General features: G+C 70.4%; 20 protein-coding genes. 15 read left to right on the forward strand and 5 right to left on the reverse strand.

Annotated features, from left to right (window positions below; genetic code table 11):
- Nucleotides 1-151 precede the first annotated feature (151 nt).
- The 13 genes from ACFC1I_RS07685 (at nt 152) to ACFC1I_RS07745 (ending at nt 14,379) form a co-directional block, all read left to right on the forward strand.
- On the forward strand, nt 152-2,149 hold the full coding sequence (locus ACFC1I_RS07685) for a DUF2264 domain-containing protein (RefSeq protein WP_376007607.1): 1,998 nt from the start codon (nt 152-154) through the stop codon (nt 2,147-2,149).
- Between the two features lie 49 nt (nt 2,150-2,198).
- Nucleotides 2,199-3,503 carry an ABC transporter substrate-binding protein gene (locus tag ACFC1I_RS07690; protein ID WP_376007609.1) on the forward strand — a complete coding sequence of 435 codons (1,305 nt, stop codon included), beginning with the start codon at nt 2,199-2,201 and terminating at the stop codon, nt 3,501-3,503.
- Nucleotides 3,504-3,631: 128 nt separating this feature from the next.
- Nucleotides 3,632-4,564, forward strand: coding sequence for a carbohydrate ABC transporter permease (locus ACFC1I_RS07695; protein WP_376007611.1), 933 nt, complete (start codon nt 3,632-3,634; stop codon nt 4,562-4,564).
- The gene (locus ACFC1I_RS07700; RefSeq protein ID WP_376007613.1) at nt 4,564-5,529 is read left to right on the forward strand and encodes a carbohydrate ABC transporter permease; all 966 of its coding nucleotides are present in this window, start codon (nt 4,564-4,566) and stop codon (nt 5,527-5,529) included. The genes ACFC1I_RS07695 and ACFC1I_RS07700 overlap by 1 nt, the downstream gene beginning before the upstream one ends.
- A gap of 4 nt (nt 5,530-5,533) precedes the next feature.
- Nucleotides 5,534-6,238: a ferredoxin-NADPH reductase gene (locus ACFC1I_RS07705; protein WP_376007615.1), complete on the forward strand. Its 705-nt coding sequence runs from the start codon at nt 5,534-5,536 to the stop codon at nt 6,236-6,238.
- A gap of 46 nt (nt 6,239-6,284) precedes the next feature.
- Nucleotides 6,285-7,469 carry a glycoside hydrolase family 88 protein gene (locus ACFC1I_RS07710; protein WP_376007617.1) on the forward strand — a complete coding sequence of 395 codons (1,185 nt, stop codon included), beginning with the start codon at nt 6,285-6,287 and terminating at the stop codon, nt 7,467-7,469.
- A complete protein-coding gene (locus tag ACFC1I_RS07715) occupies nt 7,466-8,350 on the forward strand; it encodes a fumarylacetoacetate hydrolase family protein (protein ID WP_376007619.1) in 885 nt (294 codons plus the stop codon). Before ACFC1I_RS07710 ends, ACFC1I_RS07715 begins: the two co-directional genes overlap by 4 nt.
- Nucleotides 8,347-9,111, forward strand: a complete 765-nt coding sequence (gene kduD / locus ACFC1I_RS07720) for a 2-dehydro-3-deoxy-D-gluconate 5-dehydrogenase KduD (RefSeq protein WP_376007621.1) — start codon at nt 8,347-8,349, stop codon at nt 9,109-9,111. Before ACFC1I_RS07715 ends, kduD begins: the two co-directional genes overlap by 4 nt.
- 48 nt (nt 9,112-9,159) lie before the next feature.
- Complete coding sequence (kduI, locus tag ACFC1I_RS07725) at nt 9,160-10,005, forward strand: 5-dehydro-4-deoxy-D-glucuronate isomerase (RefSeq protein WP_376007623.1); 846 nt, start codon at nt 9,160-9,162, stop codon at nt 10,003-10,005.
- Between the two features lie 285 nt (nt 10,006-10,290).
- Nucleotides 10,291-11,187, forward strand: coding sequence for a sugar kinase (locus tag ACFC1I_RS07730; RefSeq protein WP_376007625.1), 897 nt, complete (start codon nt 10,291-10,293; stop codon nt 11,185-11,187).
- Nucleotides 11,188-11,296: 109 nt separating this feature from the next.
- The gene (locus ACFC1I_RS07735; protein WP_376007627.1) at nt 11,297-11,959 is read left to right on the forward strand and encodes a bifunctional 4-hydroxy-2-oxoglutarate aldolase/2-dehydro-3-deoxy-phosphogluconate aldolase; all 663 of its coding nucleotides are present in this window, start codon (nt 11,297-11,299) and stop codon (nt 11,957-11,959) included.
- Entirely contained in the window at nt 11,956-13,701 is a 1,746-nt protein-coding gene (locus ACFC1I_RS07740) for a beta-galactosidase family protein (RefSeq protein WP_376007629.1), read from the forward strand. Before ACFC1I_RS07735 ends, ACFC1I_RS07740 begins: the two co-directional genes overlap by 4 nt.
- A 42-nt stretch (nt 13,702-13,743) precedes the next feature.
- Entirely contained in the window at nt 13,744-14,379 is a 636-nt protein-coding gene (locus tag ACFC1I_RS07745; RefSeq protein WP_376007631.1) for a DUF6226 family protein, read from the forward strand.
- A 63-nt stretch (nt 14,380-14,442) separates the two neighbouring features.
- Here ACFC1I_RS07745 and ACFC1I_RS07750 read toward each other — a convergent pair whose 3' ends face one another.
- Nucleotides 14,443-15,105, reverse strand: a complete 663-nt coding sequence (locus ACFC1I_RS07750; RefSeq protein ID WP_376007633.1) for a hypothetical protein — start codon at nt 15,103-15,105, stop codon at nt 14,443-14,445.
- A 73-nt stretch (nt 15,106-15,178) separates the two neighbouring features.
- Between ACFC1I_RS07750 and ACFC1I_RS07755 the strand changes: the two genes are divergently transcribed.
- A complete protein-coding gene (locus ACFC1I_RS07755) occupies nt 15,179-16,072 on the forward strand; it encodes a carbohydrate kinase family protein (protein WP_376007635.1) in 894 nt (297 codons plus the stop codon).
- Here ACFC1I_RS07755 and ACFC1I_RS07760 read toward each other — a convergent pair.
- The 3 genes from ACFC1I_RS07760 to ACFC1I_RS07770 all read right to left on the reverse strand — a co-directional run bounded on the left by ACFC1I_RS07760 (nt 16,053) and on the right by ACFC1I_RS07770 (nt 18,814).
- Nucleotides 16,053-16,475, reverse strand: coding sequence for a pyridoxamine 5'-phosphate oxidase family protein (locus ACFC1I_RS07760; RefSeq protein WP_376007637.1), 423 nt, complete (start codon nt 16,473-16,475; stop codon nt 16,053-16,055). The two genes, ACFC1I_RS07755 and ACFC1I_RS07760, sit on opposite strands and share 20 nt — an antisense overlap.
- 75 nt (nt 16,476-16,550) lie before the next feature.
- Nucleotides 16,551-17,093: a GrpB family protein gene (locus ACFC1I_RS07765; protein ID WP_376007639.1), complete on the reverse strand. Its 543-nt coding sequence runs from the start codon at nt 17,091-17,093 to the stop codon at nt 16,551-16,553.
- 236 nt (nt 17,094-17,329) lie between these two features.
- Nucleotides 17,330-18,814, reverse strand: coding sequence for a DUF222 domain-containing protein (locus ACFC1I_RS07770; protein WP_376007641.1), 1,485 nt, complete (start codon nt 18,812-18,814; stop codon nt 17,330-17,332).
- A gap of 376 nt (nt 18,815-19,190) precedes the next feature.
- Here ACFC1I_RS07770 and ACFC1I_RS07775 point away from each other — a divergent pair, with 376 nt between their 5' ends.
- Complete coding sequence (locus ACFC1I_RS07775; RefSeq protein WP_376007643.1) at nt 19,191-19,436, forward strand: hypothetical protein; 246 nt, start codon at nt 19,191-19,193, stop codon at nt 19,434-19,436.
- Nucleotides 19,437-19,547: 111 nt separating this feature from the next.
- On the opposite strand, the gene ACFC1I_RS07780 is transcribed toward ACFC1I_RS07775, so the two are convergent.
- The gene (locus tag ACFC1I_RS07780) at nt 19,548-20,333 is read right to left on the reverse strand and encodes a DNA polymerase beta superfamily protein (RefSeq protein WP_376007645.1); all 786 of its coding nucleotides are present in this window, start codon (nt 20,331-20,333) and stop codon (nt 19,548-19,550) included.
- Nucleotides 20,334-20,344: the final 11 nt, after the last annotated feature.

Consider the following 20,344-nt stretch of genomic DNA (forward strand, 5'->3'; position numbering starts at 1 on the left):
TAGGGTCCACCGTGAACCCAAAGCGATCATAAACGATCATAACGAATCTCAAACAACCTTGCAATGAACGAATTGGGTTGCTACAGTCCCAAACGTTCGCTCTTCGCGGGGATGATCCCGCGGCGAGAACGAGGCATCAAGGGAGATCCCAGTGACGGTCCAGCAGTCCACCACGCCGGCGCAGCTCGCGACGGGCTTCGACTGGACCCGCGACCAGTGGCTCGCCTTCGCCGACCGCCTGCTCGACACTGCCCGCACCCACGCGTCGCCGGGTGCCGGCCGCATCCACTTCCCGGGTGCCGAGGGCGGCTACGGCCACGCCGTGGACGGACTCGAGGGCTTCGCCCGCACGTTCCTCCTCGCCGGCTTCCGCATCGCCGGCGCACGCGGCGAGGGCACCGAGGAGCTCGCCGACTTCTACCGCCGCGGCATCACGACGGGCGTGGATCCGGATGCTGCGGACCGCTGGGTGCGCCTGGACGAGCACGCGCAGGCCAAGGTCGAGGCGGCGTCGCTCGCGCTCGTGCTCGACATGACGCGCCCGTGGATCTGGGACCGGCTCGACGAGCTCACGCAGCAGCGCGTCATCGACTACCTCGCCCCCGTCGTGGGCGACGACACCTACCCGAAGACGAACTGGCTGTGGTTCCGCGTCGTCGTGCAGACCTTCCTGCGCTCGGTCGGCGGCCCCTGGTCGGCGGCGGACATCGCGGACGACCTCGCCCTCCACGACGTGCTCCTGCGCGAGGACGGCTGGATCTCGGACGGCTTCGAGCGCTCGTACGACCACTACGTCGGCTGGGCGCTGCACACCTACCCCGTGCTGTGGTCCCGCATGCAGGGCGCCGACGAGCTCGCGGGCGGGCGCACTGCGGGCGACATCGTGCGTCTCGACCGCTTCCTGCAGGACGCCGTCACCCTCGTCGGCGCCGACGGCTCGCCGCTCGTGCAGGGACGCAGCCTCATCTATCGCTTCGCCGCCGCGGCCCCGTTCTGGGTCGGCGCGATCGCCGAGGTGCCGTCGGTGCCGCTCGGGCAGCTGCGTCGCGCCGCGAACGCCGTCGTCGCGCACTTCGCCGACGCCGGAGTCCCGACGCAGGACGGCGTGCTCTCGATGGGCTGGCACCACGAGTGGCGCGAGCTCGCACAGTCGTACTCCGGCCCCGGTTCGCCGTACTGGGCCGTGAAGGGCCTCCTCGGCATCGCGCTGCCGGCCGACCACCCGGTGTGGGCCGCCGAGACCGAGCCGCTGCCGATCGAGTCGGGCGACGAGCTGCGCACCGTGCGCCCGGCGGGCTGGGTCATCTCGGGCACGCAGGCCGACGGCATCGTGCGCATCGTCAACCACGGCACCGACCACGCCGCCGACGGCAGCCTCGTCGGCGACTCGCCGCTGTATGCGCGCATCGGGTACGCGACCGCCGCCGGCCCGCTCGCGAATCAGCGCGCCTTCGAGGAGCCCCTCGAGCAGTCCGTGGCCCTCGTCGACGCCGCCGGCCGCGCCACGCACCGCGCCGCGATGGAGCTCATCGACGTCCGCGTGCAGGACGACGAGGGCAGCCGCGTCGGCATCGCCGCCTCCGTCTCGCGCGCGCACTGGATCGACCTCCGCCCGTCGGCACAGCGCCACGGCTCCGGCATCGACGGCGACATCGAGATCGCCGGCCTCGTCGAGGTGCACTCGCTCGTGCGCGGCCCGTGGGAGGTGCGCCTCGTCCGCGTCGCCGCACTCGAGTCCGGTGTCGACGCCGCGACGCTCCGCCTCCGCGTGGGCGGCTGGGCCCTCGCGGCGGAGGCTCTCGAGAACGCGTCGACGGATGCTGCGGCCTCGGTGATCGCGGATCGGCTGAGCAGCAGCATCCATCCCCTCCTCGGCACCGGCCAGGCGACCGTCGAGACGCGCGAGGACGCCAGCCCGCTCGGGCCGGTCGCCGGCGTGCCGCTCGTGTCGTTCCCGGTGGAGCCGGGCACGTGGAGCGCGACCCTCGTCGAGCTCACCACCCGCGACCTCGCATCGCCCGCCGGTACGGCGGCCGTCGTCCTCGACGAGGACGGCGATGAGACCACCGTCACGGCCACCTGGCCCGACGGAACGGCGACCACGAGTCGCCTCGCACACCCCGGAACCGCGTCCCCCGCGAACCGGTAACCCGATGGGCCCGATGACGGGTCCGCAATCACAAAGGAGTACCCCCAGAATGAAGCGCTCATACGCTGCCGCGGCCGGCATCGCCGTGGTCGCAACGCTCGCTCTCGCCGGCTGCAGCGGCGGTGGCGACGCGGCCGCGCCCGAGGAGTCGTCGGGTCCCGTCACACTCAGCCTCTCGGGCTGGAGCATCGACACGACGCCGGAGTTCCAGGCGCTCGCCGACGCGTTCCACGAGGAGAACCCCGACATCACCGTCGAGGTCAAGGGCTACGACGCCACCGAGTACAACACCCTCCTCACCGCCGACCTCGCCGCCGGATCCGGCCCCGACATCATCACGCAGAAGGAGGTCAAGTTCGTCCCGACGTTCGTCGAGGGCGGCCAGCTCCTCGACGTGTCGGATGTCGAGCTGCCCGACGGCATCAGCGGCGCGAAGTCGTACGAGGTCGACGGCACCGCGTACGCGGTCCCCTACCGCAACGACTCGTGGGTGCTGTACTACAACAAGGCGCTCTTCGACCAGGCCGGCGTCGAGTACCCCGACGGCTCGTGGACGTGGGACGACTACGCGGACGCCGCCGCCGCGCTGACCGACGGCATCGCCGCCGCGGGCGGAACGGCTAAGGGCGCGTACCTCCACAACTGGCAGTCGACGGTGCAGGGCTTCGCGAACGCGCAGTCCGACGGCGACATCCTCAAGGGCGAGTACGACTACATGGAGCCCTTCTACGACAACGTTCTCGCGCTCCAGGACGCCGGCGACCAGGTCGACTTCAACACGGCCAAGGCCAACCAGCTCACCTACCAGGGCGAGTTCGGCAAGCAGAACGCGGCGATGCTGCAGATGGGCACGTGGTTCGTCGCGACGCTCATCGCCCAGCAGGCCTCGGGCGACGCCGACGACTTCGAGTGGGGCATCGCGCCGATCCCGCAGGTCTCGTCCAAGACCGCCGGTCTCGACAACACCCCGGTGACCTTCGGCGACCCGACCGGCTTCGGCATCAACGCCGGCATCGACGAGTCCAAGGTCGCGGCCGCCAAGAAGTTCCTCGCGTTCGCCGCGGGTGAAGAGGGCGCCCAGGTGCTCGCCGGCATCGGCATCACGCCGGCCCTGCTGTCGGACCCGGTCGTCGAGACCTACTTCTCGGTCGACGGCGCTCCCAGCGACGACCTGTCGAAGTTCGCGTACTCGACCCACGAGGTGCACCCCGAGAACCCGACGTCGAACAAGGCGGCGGCGATCCAGGGCATCCTCGGCGACATGCACACCGCGATCATGTCGGGCTCGAAGAGCGTCACCGACGCGATCACCGAGGCCCAGGACCGCGTGGCCAACGAGGTCGGCACCGACTGATCCCTCGGGCCCTGAGGCCCTCGGGCCCTGCGGCCCTGGGCCCCTCCGGGGCCTGACCCGGTGGCCGGTCCGCACCCTGCGGCGGACCGGCCACCGCCCCCTGACTCATCCCCCACTGGAGGTCCGCCATGGCGACCATCACCGCCACAGAGGCCGGCACCGCACCGCCGCCCGTGCGCCGCGCGCGCTCGAAGATGCGGCTGCGCAACACCCTCATCGGGTGGAGCTTCATCCTTCCGAACTTCCTCGGATTCGGGCTGCTCACGCTCATCCCGATCATCGTGCTGTTCTACATGTCGTTCACGAACTGGAACGTGTTCGGCAAGGCCGACTGGGTCGGCCTCGCGAACTTCGAGCGCCTGCTCGGCGACGGCAGCTTCCGGATCTCGGTCCTCAACACGCTGTACTACTCGGTGCTGCACATCCCGCTGACCATCGCCGTCTCGCTGGGCCTCGCGCTGCTCCTGAACAACAAGCTCCGCGGCGTCGCCTTCTTCCGCACCGCCGCGTTCTTCCCCTACATCACCTCGATCGTCGCGATCGCGGTCGTGTGGAACCTGCTCTTCAGCCCGCAGTACGGGCCCATCAACGAGTTCCTCCGGTTCATCGGCATCCAGAACCCGCCCGGATGGCTCACCTCGCCCGAATGGGCGATGCCGGCCGTCGTCATCGTCGGCACGTGGCGCGACATGGGCTACTACATGATCCTGTTCCTCGCGGGCCTGCAGACGGTCCCGCGCGAGCTCCATGAGGCGGCCCGCGTCGACGGCGCGAGCGTGTGGCAGCGGTTCGTCAACGTGACGCTGCCGTGCCTGCGCCCGACCATGTTCTTCGTCACCGTGATGCTGACGATCAACTCGTTCAAGATCTTCGACCTCATCCTCGTCATGACCGACGGCGGCCCCGGCCAGTCGACGCTCGTGCTCTCGCAGTTCATCTACCGCAAGGGCTTCGAAGAGAGCCAGTTCGGCTACGCCTCGGCGGCCGCGGTGGCGCTGTTCTTCATGTGCATCATCGTGACGATCCTCCAGTTCCTCTGGAACAAGAAGCGGAGCAACTGATGGCTGCTACTGAGATCCAGAAGGAAGCAGACCAGCTCGTCGCCGACTTCACCCCGCCCCGGGGTTCGCGACGAGGCCTGCGCAAGCTCGCCGAGGAGGCACCCGAGCCCCGCCTCGAGATCCCGACCGAGAAGATGACCACCGGTCGCCGCGTCGCGCGCATCGCGATGTACGTCGGTCTCGTCATCTTCGCGATCGCGCTGCTCACACCGTTCGTGTGGATGGTGCTGAGCTCGTTCAAGTCGGCCAACGAGGTCTTCTCGGTGCCGGTGAAGTGGCTCCCCGAGACCTGGGTGTGGCAGAACTACGTCGACATCTGGTCGAAGTCGAACATGCTGGTCTGGATCCGCAACACGCTGTTCTTGGCCGTGGTCGTCACGTTCCTGCAGGTGCTCACGGGCTCATTCGCGGCCTACGGTTTCGCGCGCATGCGCTTCCGCGGTCGCGACGTGCTGTTCCTGCTGTACGTCGGCACCATCGCCGTGCCGTGGCAGTCGTACATGATCCCGCAGTTCATCCTGCTGTCGAACTTCAAGGTGTCCAACACGCTGTGGGCGATCATCCTGCTGCAGGCGTTCGGCGCGTTCGGCGTGTTCCTCATGAAGCAGTTCTACGAGACGATCCCCGAGGAGCTCTCCGAGGCGGCGCGACTCGACGGCCTCAGCGAGTACGCGATCTGGCGCAAGATCATGCTTCCGTTGTCGATCCCGGCGCTCGCGTCTCTCACGCTGCTGACGTTCGTCAACACCTGGAACGACTACCTCGGGCCGCTCATCTATCTGCGCAACCCCGACCTGTGGACGATCCAGCTCGGCCTCAAGAGCTTCGTCTCGAACCTCTACGACACGAACTACGCGCTGCTGTTCGCGGGCCTGACGATCTCGGTCATCCCGATCGCGATCATCTTCCTCCTCGGTCAGAAGTACTTCGTCGAGGGCATCGCGACGAGCGGTCTGAAGGGCTGAGGCCATGAAGAAGACCGGTGCTCTCGCGAAGCTCAACGGGCTTGTGTCGCACGAGACGTGGGCATCCCTCATCGGGATGATCTACCTCGGGCTGATGGTGAACCTGCTGCTGCTGGTCACGTCGCTCCCGCTCGTGGTGCTGCTCGTCACGACCGACCCGCTGTACTCGTGGCCGCTGCTCGCCGTCGCGGCGCCGCTCGCCGCCCCCGGGCTCGCCGCCGCGTTCCGCGCGTTCCGCGAGCACGGGGCGGGCGGGCTCGGCCCGATCCGCGGGTTCGTCGCGGGGCTGCGCGCCACGTGGCGCCGGGCGCTCCTCGTCGGTGCGGCGGTCACGGCGGTCGTGGTGGTGCTGCTCGTGGATGTACGGATGCTGTCCGCCACCCCCGTCGCGGTGTTCACCGTTCCCCTGCTCGCTGTGCTGGCGCTCGTCGCGGTCGCCGTCGGGCTCGTCGCCCTGGTCGCGATCGCCGAGGCGCCGGCCGCGCGCCTGCGCGACGTGCTGCGCGCGAGCCTCTACCTGAGTCTGCGCCGGTGGTACCTCACCGCGGCGTCGCTCGCCGCGCTGGCGGCGCAGGTCGCCGTGTTCGCCACCGCGCCCGCGCTCGGGCTCGGCCTCACGGCGTCCGCGGCCCTGTTCTTCGCGTGGAGCAACTCCCGCTTCACGCTCCGCCCTGTGCTCGATCTCGACGAGGCGGCCGCGAAGGCCTGAGGCCGCGGCATCCGCTCTCGATATATACCCCAGAAGGAATCTCCCCATGACGTCCACCTCGCCCGCTGCGGGCATCACCGAGACCACGACCGACACGGCGATCGCCGCGGCGCTGTCGACGATCCGGCGCAACATCGCGAAGTTCGGGGGCTCGTACCCCGACGACACGACGGTGGACGACCGCTACGAGCTGCGCCCGGCCGAGGGCGGCATCCCGCTCGGCGGCAACCGCGGCTGGACCACCAGCTTCCGCACCGGACTGCTGTGGCTCGCGTGGGAGCTCACGGGGGACGAGCAGTACCGCGCGGCGGCTGAGGCCGACGCCGCCGACTTCGCGCGCCGCGTGCGTGCCGAGGAAGACCTCGACACCCACGACATCGGCTTCCTGTACACGCTGTCGACGGTCGCCGCCTGGCGCCTCGAGGGCGACGAGGATGCACGCGAGGCTTCGCTGCTCGCCGCCGACCACCTGATGCGGCGGTTCCTCGAGCCGGCGGGCGTCATCCAGGCGTGGGGAGACCTCTCGGACCCGGCCCAGCGCGGTCGTACCATCATCGACAGCCTCATGAATATGCCGTTGCTGACATGGGCCCACGAGCAGACCGGCGAGGAGCGCTTCGCCGACGCCGTCGTGCGCCACACCGCGCAGCTGCGCGAGCACATCCTCCGCCCCGACGACTCGACGTTCCACACGTTCTACTGGGATGCCGAGACCGGTGAGGCCCTCCGCGGCGGCACCGAGCAGGGCGCGGCCGACGAGTCGTGCTGGGCTCGAGGGCAGGCGTGGGGCATCTACGGCTTCGCGATGAACTACACGGTGACCGGCGACGAGCGCCTGCTCGAGGCATCCCGTCGCTGCGCGGAGTACTTCCTCCGCCACCTGCCCTCCGACGAGGTGCCGTACTGGGACCTCGTCTACACCGACGGCAGCGACGCGCCCCGCGACAGCTCGGCGGGCGCGATCGCCGTGAGCGGCCTGCTCGAGCTCGCCTCGGTCGAGACGGATGCCGCGCGCGCCGCCGAGTGGACCGCGCGTGCGCACTCGATCCTGGCGTCGCTCATCGCGAACTACGCACCGGAGAACGCCGAGGACTCGGACGCCCTCATCCTGCACTCGGTGTACGACCTGCCGAAGGGCAACGGTGTCGACGAGGGCACCCTGTGGGGCGACTACTTCTACTTCGAGGCCCTGATGCGCGTCGCGCGTCCGGAGTGGAGGAAGTACTGGTGAGGCTCGTCACGTACGCGACGCCCACGGGTGCGCGGCCGGCGGCGGTCGTCGCGGATGATCGCCTGGTGGACCTCGGCGGGATCGCGGCGTCGGTGACCGAGGTGCTGTCGTCGGGCGACGCTCTCGACGCGGCGCGGGCGGCGGTGGCGTCGGCCGACGTCGCGACGCTGCCGCGGATCGATGCGGCGACGCTGCTGGCGCCGGTGGTGCCGGGCAAGATCCTCTGCCTCGGCTACAACTACCGCGGGCACGTGCCGGACGGCGTCGACCCGACCGCGAACGACCCCGAGTACCCTGACGTGTTCGTCAAGACGCCGAACACGCTCGCGGGCCCGAACGACGCCGTGGTGATCCCGGCGGGTGCGACCGACGTCGACTACGAGGGCGAGGTCGCGGTGGTCATCGGCCGTCGCACGCACCAGGTGTCGATGGAGGACGCGCTCGACCATGTCGGCGGCTACACGATCCTCAACGACGTGTCGGATCGCGCCTGGCAGCGCCGGCAGAGCCAGTGGGCGCTCGGCAAGTGCTCCGACGGCTTCGCGCCGCTGGGGCCGTGGGTCGTGACGCCCGACGAGGCTCCCGACCCGCAGGACCTTCTCGTCGAGGTCGTGCGCGAAGGGGTTGTGACGGTGTCGCAGTCCACCTCGACCACGATCTTCTCGGTCGCTTACGTGATCCACCACCTCAGCCAGGTGCTGACCCTCGAGCCAGGCGACATCGTGTCGACCGGCACCCCGCAGAAGCTGCCCGCCGCCCAGGACGCGCACCGCCCGCTCGCCGACGGCGACGCGGTCACCGTGCGCATCTCGGGGCTCGGCGAGCTCACCACCCGCTTCATTTCCGCTCAGGTCGTCGCAACCCAGGAGTCCGCCGCATGATCCTCGATTCGTTCCGCCTCGACGGCAAGGTCGCGCTCGTCACCGGGTCCAGCCGGGGGCTGGGCCAGGGCGCCGCGGTCGCGCTGGCCGAAGCCGGTGCCGACGTCGCCCTGCTCGATCGCGGTGACGCGTCGGCGACCGCCGAGCTCATCGAGGCGACCGGCCGCCGCGTCCACCGCGTGCAGCGTGACCTCGTGTCGGCGACGCCTGACGAGCTTTCATCGGCGGTCGACGAGGTGGTCGCCGAGCTCGGCGGACTCGACATCCTCGTCAACAACGCCGGCACCATCCGCCGGGCACCCGCTGTGGACTACCCGCTGGGCGACTGGGACGACGTGCTCGCGATCAACCTCGACGCGGTGTTCCACCTGTCGCAGGCGGCGGGCCGCCATATGCTCGCGAGCGGCTCCGGACGCATCATCAACGTCGCGTCGATGCTGTCGTTCCAGGGCGGCATTCTCGTTCCGGCATATACCGCATCTAAGCACGCCGTCGCGGGGCTCACGAAGGCCCTCGCAAATGAGTGGGCGGCCGCCGGCGTCACCGTCAACGCCGTCGCACCCGGCTACATGGCGACCGACAACACCGCACCGCTGCGGGCCGACGAGGATCGCGCCGCGTCGATCCTGTCGCGCATTCCGGCCGGACGCTGGGGCGAGGCATCCGATCTCCAAGGCGTCTTCGTGTTCCTCGCCTCGGACGCGGCCGCCTATGTGACCGGCGCCGTCATCCCCGTCGACGGCGGCTGGCTCGTCCGCTGACCCTACGCGCGCACCCACGCACCCATACGCAGAACCAGGAGAGAACTCGTGACCCAGACGAACATCCCGCAGCGCTACGCGACCAACCCCGCTCAGATCCCGGGCATGACGACGCAGGACCTGCGCGACACGTACCTCATCCCCGACGTCTTCGTGCTGGGCGAGATCCGCCTGACGTACACGCACCACGACCGCATCGTGCTCGGCGGCGCCGTGCCCGCGGGCTCGGTGCTCGAGCTCGGCGGCTATCCCGAGATCCGCAGCGACTACTTCCTCGAGCACCGCGAGGTCGGCATCATCAACGTCGGCGGCACCGGCACGGTCACCGCCGACGGCGAGGTCTACACGCTCGTCAAGGGCGCGTGCCTGTACCTGGGCCGCGGCATCAAGGACGTCTCGTTCGCCGACGCTTCGGGTGAGACCGGGGCGCAGTTCTACCTCTTCTCGGCTCCGGCCCACACGGCCTACCCGGCGGCGCTCGTGTCGCCCGGCGAGGGCACGGTGCGCGAGCTCGGCGACCAGGTGACGTCGAACCGCCGCACGCTCAACCAGTACATCCACGAGAATGGCGTGAAGAGCTGCCAGATCGTGATGGGCGTCACGGAGCTGCACCCGGGCTCGATGTGGAACACCATGCCGGCGCACACCCACGACCGCCGCACCGAGTGCTACCTGTACTTCGACCTGCCCGAGGACGCGCGCGTCATCCACCTCATGGGTGAGCGCGAAGAGACGCGTCACCTCGTCATCGCCGACCGTCAGGCCGTCATCTCACCCTCGTGGTCGCTGCACTCCGGCGTCGGCACGTCGGCGTACACGTTCATCTGGGCGATGGCCGGCGAGAACCAGGCGTTCGACGACATGGACGCCGCCCCCGTCACCGACCTGCGATGACGGCGGCGCGCGGGCGCGGGTCGGCTCACCGCGAGAATCGGAGATCCTGCGAAACTCGGGCCGATCGCGCGAGTCCGTCCGAATTTCGGGTGATCTCCGAGCTTCGCGGGTGGGCCGGCGCAGCGCCGGCAACTGCCCCGACCGCTCCGCCCCCCGGCGAACCTCGGAGATCCGGCGAAACTCGGGCTGATCGCGCGCATCCGTCCGAGTTCGGCGGGATCTCCGAGTTTCGCGCGATCCGAGCAAGAAGGGTGACGGATGCTGCGGCCTGACTACGCTGGCGGGGTGCCCCGGACTCTGCTCGCGATCGGCGAGACGATGGCGATGGTGACGCCGGTGGTCGCGACTCCGGTCGCCGACGCCGACGCATTCCTGATGGACGCCGGGGGAGCGGAGTCGAACGTCGCCGCGCACGTCGCGGCCCTCGGGCATCGCGCCGTCTGGTTCAGCCGGCTCGGCGCCGACGCCCTCGGGCGCCGCGTCGCGCGCCAGCTCGCCGCGCGCGGCGTCGACGTCTCGCACGTCGAGTTCGACGAGGCGAACCCGACCGGGCTGTACGTGAAGGACCCCGGCAACGGGGTGCTCTACTACCGCCGGGGTTCGGCCGCCGCGCACCTGTCGGAGGCCGACGCCGACGAGGTCTCGTTCGACGGCGTCGACCTGCTGCACGTCTCGGGCATCACGGCCGCGATCTCGGCATCGGCCGCCGGCTTCCTGTCGCGCGTCATCGCTCGCGCGCGAGAGCACGGCGTGCCGGTGTCGTTCGACGTGAACCACCGCGCGCCGCTGTGGGACGCGGCGACCGCCGCACCCGCGCTGCTCGAGCTCGCCCGCGGCGCCGACATCGTGCTCGTGGGCCGCGACGAGGCCGAGACCCTGTGGGGCACAGCCACCGCGGTCGACGTGCGTGCCCTGCTGCCCGACGTCGCGGAGCTCATCGTCAAGGACGGCGACGTCGGCGCCACCGCGTTCGTCGGCGACGACGTGGTGTTCGAGCCCGCGCTCGTCGTCGAGGTCGTCGAACCCGTCGGCGCGGGCGACGCGTTCGCCGGCGGCTACCTCGCCGGACGCCTCTCGGGCGACCCCGTGGCCGACCGCCTGCGCGCAGGCCATGCCCGCGCTGCCCGCACCCTGCAGACCACGACCGACTCGATCGACGAGCCGGCCGACCTCCCCACCTGACGGGTTCGGGGCGCATTCTGTCCGTTGGGGCGCAGATTCTCCGCCCCAAGGGAGAGATCGCGCCCCAAACACCCTTGCTCGCCGAACCTCACGCACGAAGGACCCTCGAATGACTTCCCAGCCCACCTCATCGACCGACATGGATGCTGCGACCCCGGGCAGCTGGTTCGACACGGCGTTCGCCGGGGCCCCGCTCATGGCGATCCTGCGCGGCATGGGCGTCGAGCGGTCGGTGCGCCTCTCCGAGACGGCGTGGGACCTCGGCATCGACTCGGTCGAGGTGCCGCTGCAGACCGACGAGGACGAGCGTGCCCTGCGCGCGGTCGTCGAGGCCGCGGCCGCCCGCGGCAAGAGCGTCGGCGCGGGCACGATCATCACGCCCGAGCAGGTGACGCGCGCCGCCGACGCGGGCGCGGTGTATCTGGTCTCGCCGGGGCTCGACCCGGTCGTGGTGCGCGCGGCGCAGGATGCCGGCATCCCGATCCTTCCCGGAGTCGCGACCCCCAGCGAGGTGCAGCTCGCCGTCTCGCTCGGGCTGACGTGGCTGAAGGCGTTCCCGGCGACGTGGCTCGGCAGCGGCTGGTTCAAGCACATCCGCGGGCCCCTCCCGCAGGTGAAGTTCGTCGCGACCGGCGGCCTCGACGCGTCGAACGTCGACGAGTTCCTCGACGCCGGCGTGCGCGTCGCCGCCGTCGGCTCGGCCCTCGAGGATGCCTCGCAGCTCGAGCGCCTCGCCACGGTGCTCCGCGCCCGCACGGGATCGGCCCAGTGACAGACGAGCAGCGGTTCGCGATCGGCGAGACGGATTTCCTCCTCGACGGGAAGCCGTTCCGGGTGCTCGCCGGGGCGCTGCACTACTTCCGGGTGCACCCCGGGCAGTGGGCGGATCGCATCCGCAAGGCGAAGCTCATGGGGCTCAACACCATCGAGACCTACGTCGCGTGGAACGCCCACGAGCCGGTGCGCGGCGAGTGGGACGCGACCGGGTGGAACGACCTCGGCGCGTTCCTCGACCTCGTCGCGGCGGAGGGCATGCACGCGATCGTGCGGCCGGGTCCGTATATATGCGCCGAATGGCATAACGGCGGACTCCCCGTGTGGCTGACCGCCCTCGAGGGTGTCGGGCTGCGCCGTTCCGAGCCGCTGTATCTGGCCGAGGTCACCGCCTACCTCGAGCGCGTGTACGAGATCGTCGCCCCGCGGCAGATCGACCGCGGCGGACCGGTCATCCTGGTGCAGATCGAGAACGAGTACGGCGCCTACGGCGATGACACCGCGTACCTCGAGCACCTGGTGCGGGTGACGAAGGACGCCGGCATCACCGTGCCGCTCACCACGATCGACCAGCCGACCGACCAGATGCTCCGCGACGGCAGCGTCGCGGGTGTGCACCTCACGGGTTCGTTCGGTTCCCGCGCGGCCGAGCGCCTCGAGACCCTGCGGCGGCACCAGCCGACCGGGCCGCTCATGTGCGCCGAGTTCTGGGACGGCTGGTTCGACTGGTGGGGCAACACGCACCACACGACGCCGGCCGCGGCATCGGCGGCTGAGCTCGACACGCTCCTCGCGTCGGGCGCGTCCGTGAACTTCTACATGTTCCACGGCGGCACCAACTTCGGCCTCACGAACGGTGCGAACGACAAGGGCCGGTACCTCCCGATCGTGACGTCGTACGACTACGACGCCCCGCTCGACGAGCGCGGCGATCCGACCGAGAAGTACTTCGCCTTCCGCGACGTCATCGCGAAATACGCGCCGGTGCCCGACGAGGTGCCCGCAGCCAGTGGTCCGGCTCCCGCGTTCGACGTGGCACTGGACCCGGTCGATGCGGCGGTCGCAGCATCCGCCTCCCCTCACGAGACCCCGCCGACGTTCGAGGAGCTCCGCCACCTCAGCGCCCTCGTCGCCTACGAGACCGACCTCGACGGTCGCGGGGGAGTGCTGCGCTTCGGCGAAGTGCGCGACCACGCCTGGGTGTCGGTCGACGGGGTGTCGATCGGCACGCTCTCGCGCACACGTCACGAGGATGCCCTCGTCGTGCCTGCCGGTCGCCGGCTGCGGGTGCTCGTGGAGGAGCAGGGCCGCGTCAACTACGACGTGCGCCTCGGCGAGCCCAAGGGTCTCATCGGCCCGGTGACGCTCGCGGGTGCGCCCCTCACCGGGTGGAGCGCGACGCCCATCGACGTCGCCGCTCTCGGTGCTTCGGTGACGGATGCTGCGGCCGCCGTCTCAGCCGAGTCCGGGGTCGCCCCGTTCGTGCTGAGGGGCTCGTTCGCACTCGACGAGCCGTCCGACCTGTTCCTCGACACGACGGGGTGGGGCAAGGGCTTCGCGCTCGTGAACGGCTTCCTGCTAGGCCGCTACTGGTCGAACGGTCCGCAGCGCACGCTCTATGTGCCCGCGGCGGCGCTGCACACTCGTGAGAACGTGCTGGTCCTGGTCGAACTGGAGCGGGTGACGGAGACCGCCGCGCGGTTCGTCGCCGAGCCCGACCTCGGCCCCCTGGAGGAGTAGCCGGAGGGACCGCCGGGGATGCCGTCGCGCTAGGTTGGCCGCATGCCCGGCTACCTGCGTCCGTCGCCGGCGCGGCGCGTGTTCGTCGACGATTCCGGTGCGCCGATCGCTTACGGCGAGAGGTGGGGCGGCGAGTCGCCGCCGACCGACACGTACTCGGTGACGAGCAACCTCGATCGTTTCGCGCCTCTGCACGACGTCGCCGACGCCCTGATCGTGTGGTTGCAGCAGTCGTTCGACGTGGTGATCGACGAGTCGCTCGACGTGGCCGCCGATCTCGCACGGGTGCCGAAGGACGCTGTCCGCGCGGTACGGATGCGCCCGGCCGACGAGGCCGCGTCGCCCCTGACCTTCGTGTTCACGTCGTTCCCCGGGATCCACCTGCACGCGGGGTTCCTCGTCGATGCGTTCTTCCCGGTCTGCGGATGCGACGCGTGCGATGAGACCTGGGAGACCGGCGCCGACGAGCTGGAGAACACGGTGCGCGCCGTGGTCGAGGGCGGGCTCTCGGAGAGTTTCACGAAGGGTGCTGAGCTGCCGGTGTCGTTCCGGCTCCAGTTCGGCGAAGGATGGCGCGGTGGCGATTCACGCGCCGAGGATCATCCCGCCGAGCGCCTCGCCGCCGCGATGGCGGCGCTGGCGGCCCACCGCACCTGGAGGGCGTGGCCGCGCAGATAGGGTGCGAGCGGCAGACTCCGCCTGGGCCCGGGGCGGGTCCCCAGGGCCTGCGTCGCTCCGTGCTCAGAGGTCGGAGAAGTTGTTGACGGGGCTCTGGAGCTCGGTGACGACTCCGCCGCTGTCGAGGCTGACCACCACGTACTGCTTGCCGACCTGTTCGGGGCGCGCGAGCGCTTGCGTCCCGGGGACGTCGTGACCGTCGATGCCGAGGTAGTCGCCGGTCGGGTCTCCTTCGCCGCCCCACGCGTCCCAGACGCCCGCGGCGACGACGTCTTCTCGCGGCGTGCCGACGGCGATCCCGCTCGCCGTGCGTGCCGGGATGCCGCCGACCGTCGTCGTGCGGATCGTCACCGTGGAGGGGCCGCCGATGAGCGCCATGACGGTGATGTCGTCCCAGGTGTACGTCGTGCCGACGACCTCGCCGTTTCCCCACGGATCGGGCAGGTCCTCCACGACGGCCGGCGTTCCCACGAGCCTCTCGACGGCTGCGATGAGCGGCTCGGGCTCGCCGAATGGGAGGCTGGTGCTCTCGCTGGCATCCGTGAGTTCGATGCCGTCCGCGGTCAGGACGAGCGTGCTCGGAGCCGAGGGAGTGGGTGTCGCACCGGGCTCGACCGCCGGTCCCGCTGAGGGTGACGTCGTCCCCGTCGGGGCAGTGACGCCGGCGGCGCACCCGCTGAGGAGCAGGGCGGCGGCGACCAGGAGCGGGGCGAGGCGTCGGCGCACCCCACGAATCCATCGGAGGCGCGGCGACCGCCAGGCGCCCGCGTCGAACGCCGACGGCTGGTTGACTGGGCGGATGCCCCTCGCGTCTGACGCCCGGGTCGCCGTGTGCGGACCCGCCTCGTGGAACCACCTCATCGTCCTCGACCGCCTGCCCGAGCCGGTGCCGCACATGCAGTTCGCGCTCGGCGACCTCCACACGCTCGGCGGCACGTCGGCCGGTAAGGCTCTGCATCTGCGCGATCGCGCCGTCGACGTGACTCTTCACGCGCTGCTGGGCTCCGACGATGAGGGCCGCCGCGTGTCGGCCGCGCTCGGGGCAGCGGGTGTGAGCGTCGAGGCCTACCCTTCGGAGAGCACCGAGCGCCACGCGAATCTGATGACCGCCGCGGGCGAGCGCGTGAGCCTCTACCTCGCGACGCCGTCGGTGGCCACCGCCGAGACGATCGATCGCGCCGAGCGCGCCCTGTCCGAGGTCGACATCGCGGTCGTCGATCTCAGCGAGGTGGGGGCGGCGCTGGTGCGGCGCCGGCTCGCGGGCGCGGCGGGTGCCCCGATCTGGACCGACCTGCACGATTACGACGGCGCTGCGGAGTTCCACGAGCCGTTCCTCCGTGCGGCCGACGTCGTCTTCATGAACGACGACGCGACCGACGATCCGTGGGGGCTCATGCAGAGCTGCCTCGACCGTGGTCCGCGGCTCGCCGTGTGCACCCTGGGCGCGCGGGGCGCCGTCGCTCTCGACGCGTCGGGGGAGCGCGCGGCGGTGGACGCCATGCCGGTCGATGTCGTCGACACGAACGGCGCCGGCGACGCGTTCTTCGCCGGCTTCCTCGCCGCCTCGCTCTCGGACGCGGGCCTGAATGGATGCCTCGCCGCCGGTGCCCGTCAGGCGGTCGTGGCTCTGTCGTCCGAGCACCTGCACCCGGCGGTCGTCGCCGCCGGAGGGGTCACCAGCGCGCTTCGGTGACGTGGGCGGGGTCGGCTGACGCGTCGTAGACCCGCACCCACGCGGGACGCACCACGACGACAGCGAAGGCGGGGTCGAGCGCACGCGACCCGGGGAACTGCGCGTTGTACGCGCCGCCGTACTCTTCGCGGAGGGTGCCGTGGACGATGGTTCCGAAGCCGTCGATCTGCACCGACACCCCGTCGGTGCCGATGACGACGGCGATCCGGTGGTCGTGGCGCAGGTTCTCGGCCTTGCGTGATCCGACGAGCGTGTCGAACACGAGCGTGCCGTCGTCGAGTGCGGCGATGCCGACGAGTGCTGCCTCGGGTGCCCCCGACGGCGACACGGTGGCGACGATGCCCTGTGCTTCGGCCCGCACGAAGGCCACGAATTCCGGAACATCACGCGGATCGAACGCCATCCGCTCACAGTACGGCAGAGACACTCGCTGAGGCATCGACTCGCAGCAGAGCGGATGCTGCGCCGCGGCGTCGCGTCAGAAGCTCGTGTTGAGGGCGAAGATCGCGTGCTTCTCCTCGGCGGTGAGCGGCGACAGTGCGAGCACCTCCTGCAGAACGGGGGACTTGCGGGCGAGGTAGGTCTCGATGTCGATCTCAGGGTCTCGAGCGAGCTCGGTCTTGATCGCCCCGTACCGATCCCGGAGGTCGTCCCGTTCGCGGAGGATCGACCGCACGGCGAGGTGGTTGCGGAGGTGCAGAGTCCCCTCGACGCACACGTACACATTGCGGCGCGGATCGTCGTCCGGCGCGGCCATGGATTCCCGGTCGGTGACGCCCAGGTCGCCGCGATGTGTGTAAGCGGCTGCGACCAGCGCCGCGATCGCCGCCGGGAGTTGTCCCCGCGCCACGACGACATCGATGTCGATGACGGGCTTCGCCGCCAGTCCCGGCACCGACGTCGACCCGACGTGTTCGATCGCGAGCGCAGGGACACCCTCCAGCGCTTGCCGCAGTTCCGCCGCGACCCGCTCGAACTGCACCGGCCACTGGTCCGAGTAGGGCACGACAAGAACCGCCATGCGTCCCAGCCTCCCACCTCGCTGATCGAGGGCGTCCTTCCCCTCGTTGCCCGGCCACCCCGTGCGTCCGCCACCAGTCGGCGTCCGATCCGCCCACCCGCTCCGCCCACACACGCCGCCCACACACGCCGCCCACACACGCCGCCCACCCACGTCGCCAACTCACGCCGCCCACCCACTCTTCGCGGACACGCACCGTTCATGCCACGTACCTGCTGGACGCCCACACGTCACTCTCATGCCGCCTCGAATCGTCGTGGCGACTTCGATCTCAACTCGACCGGCGTACCGACCTCGCCGGTGACCGAGTCGGCTGGCGGATGGAGCCAGTATGTGTCGGCATCCGAGATCGGATCCCGCGTCCGCGTGATCCGCCATCGCTGGTTGTGCAGGCGAAGATGGCAGTTGCGGCACAGCGCGATCCCGTCGTCGACATCGGTGCGGCCGTGATCCTCCCACCAGTGGTCGATGTGGTGATACTCGCACTGCGAGATCGGGGCGCCGCACGACGGCCACCTGCAGCCGCCGTCGCGGGCGGCGATCGCGATGCGCTGCTTTCTCGTGAAGAGGCGAAGCTCGCGCCCGACGTCGAGGGGTCGCCCGTCCGGTCCCCACATGACGGGGATCGCGCCGGAGTCGCACAGGCGGGCCTCGATGACCCCGCCGGGGAGTGCATGTCCGCCGTCCTCGACGTGGCCGACGCCGGTGACCTCCATCTCGCCGCGCCGATCGCCGCCGGCCACCGCAGAGGCCTCGACCACGATGCGCACGCCCGGCTGGCGATCGCCGAAAGCCTGCTGCGGATCGGCGTTCGCGCCGGTGCGCAGCACGGCGACGATCGTGTCGTACTGCAACTGCTCGTTCGTCCGCTCGTCGGCTTCAGCGGCACGCGTCTTGTCTGCAGCATCCGCTCCCACGAATCGGGGCCCGCGACGAGGCCGCAGCGCGGCCTGGAGGAGTGAGTCGACCCAGGCGCCCGCCTCGTCGTCGAACAGGATGTGCGCGTGGCGCTGGCCATCCTGATCGGTCCACGTTCGGAACGATCGAGCTGTGAACCGCTCCTCGAAGCGGAGCGTCACCCCGACGGGATCGAGTCGGTCGCGGGCGACCCGTGCCTGGTGGCGGAGGTCTTCCACCGAGAGGAAGGAAGCCTCTTCGAGCAGCATGCGCACGGAACGAGCCCACGCTTGCGGCAGGAAGTCGGGCGTCAACTCCGGGTAGCGAACGACAGGCGGCTCGCCGAGTCCCGCGCGGATCGCCTGGAACTGCGCCTGCGTCAGGCTTCCCGATGAGAGCGCGCCTCGAAGTTCGCCGAGCCATTCCTCGACGACCGGCACCGGCGCATCGCATGCGCCGTCGACCTCCACCACCGGCTCCAGAGCCGGAACGAGCTCCTTGCCGGCATCCACAGCGCGCGTCACGTCGGCCCGCCCGAGTCCCGTGATCTGCTGCACGAGCGCCGTGCTGGTGCGCAGACCCTTTCGCTGGGCGAGTCCTTCGTACCCGAGCTCCCGAGACGAGCGGCGGGCTACTTCCGCCGATGCCCCCGCGACGATCAGCTCGAGCGCCTTCCGCGCGTCCGTGGTATCGGCGAGCAACCCCAGGAGCTCATCGTCGGTCAATGTCCCGACCTCTGCCCCGCCCTCGCCGAGCCGCGCGGCAACGCGGGTGGCGGCATCCGTCAACCGCATCGCGGGGGACGAAGCCAGTCTGAGGTTCATAGAACAAATATACGAATGACCTCCGACATCGGCCGCGCGGCTAGGGTGAAGACGTGCACGATGACGAACTCACCAGAGTCGTCGTGGAGAGGGCGGCGGCATCGTCCCGACCCGTCGTCGTCGGCATCTCGGGGTTCGCCGGCAGCGGCAAGTCCACGCTCGCGCGGGCTCTCGTCTCGCGTGTGGACGGGGCTGTGCGGATGCGTGGGGACGACTTCCTCGATCCCACCCGTTCACACCGTCGATCGACGGACTGGTCCGGCGTGGAGCGGTCGCGCCTCGTCGCCGATGTGCTCGTGCCGTTCCGCGAGCGGCGCGAGGATGCGGTGTTCCAGCGCTTCGACTGGGCGCAGCATCGGCTCGGCGAACCCGAGGCGTGCCGACGGCGCGGATCCTGGTGGTCGACCTCATCGGCCTCTTCCATCCGGAGTCGCTCGGCGCTCTCGATCTCACGGTCTGGTGCGATGTCGATCTCGCCACCGCTCAGGAGCGAGGCATGCGACGCGATGTCGCACTCGGTCGGAACCACGCCCGCCTCTGGAACGAGGTCTGGGTGCCGAACGACCGCGACTTCGCGGCACGCTTCGCCCCGAGGGAGCGCGCCGACATCCGATACCGATGAGGCGGACCTACCGTCAGAGCGCGACCGCGCGGGCGCATTCGCCGACCATCATCGAAGAGCGGCGCTTCGGCGTCGACCAGGCTCAGCACCGGAGCCGTGGGCCGACCCGCCTCAGTCCACCAGGCGCCGGAACACGTCGTCCGCTCTCTCCCGCACCTCGCGCTGATCCTTCGCCGGCGCTGCCGACTCAAACTGTTCCGCGCGCTCGAGCTCGTGAGCGGCGAACCGCTGGAGCACGGCGGGTGCTTCGCCCTCGCCCAGTTCGCGCGTCACAGATTTGAGGGCGATGAGGTCGGCCGCGGCATCCCGGATCTCGTCCGTCACCGAGGATTGCGCCAGCAGCGTCGGCAGGTCCATCGGCGGCAGCGCGTCGGCCGGATGATCGGCGAGCCACCGGAGCGCCGCCGCCGGGCGCAGCACATAGAAGAAGCGCTTGAGGCTCTGCGGGCCTGCCTGCTGTCGCCGTGCGACGTGCAGGTAGTGTCGCCCGATCGCGGAGCGCTCCACGACGGCGGCCGCGTACGCCAGCAGCTCATCGCGGAACGCCGCGTCGCCGTCGTAGACGATCGGCGACCGCAGCCACTCGATCGGCGTCGCGTTGCCCCGCGCGATCAGCGTCAGGGCTTTCGGCAGGTCCCAGCCGTTGACGTCGAAGGTCTTGTCGAGCGGCGTCTCGATGACATCGCGCGCAGGCCACAGTGTGAGGTACCGCTCGCGTAGGCCCACGAAGAGGAAACGGCAGTCGTAGTCGCTGTCGGGCGAGGGAAAGCCCCACGCGCGGCTGCCGCTCTCGATGGCCCACGGGATCCGCACGCCGTGCTCGGCCGCGACCACCTCCAAGCGCCGGTCGATCTCGGCCACGACCGTCGCGTCGAGACCGTCGGGGACCGCGCGCATCGCTCGACCCT

The organism is Microbacterium sp. NPDC056044 (assembly GCF_042267145.1).
In the GTDB taxonomy this organism is placed as follows: domain Bacteria; phylum Actinomycetota; class Actinomycetes; order Actinomycetales; family Microbacteriaceae; genus Microbacterium.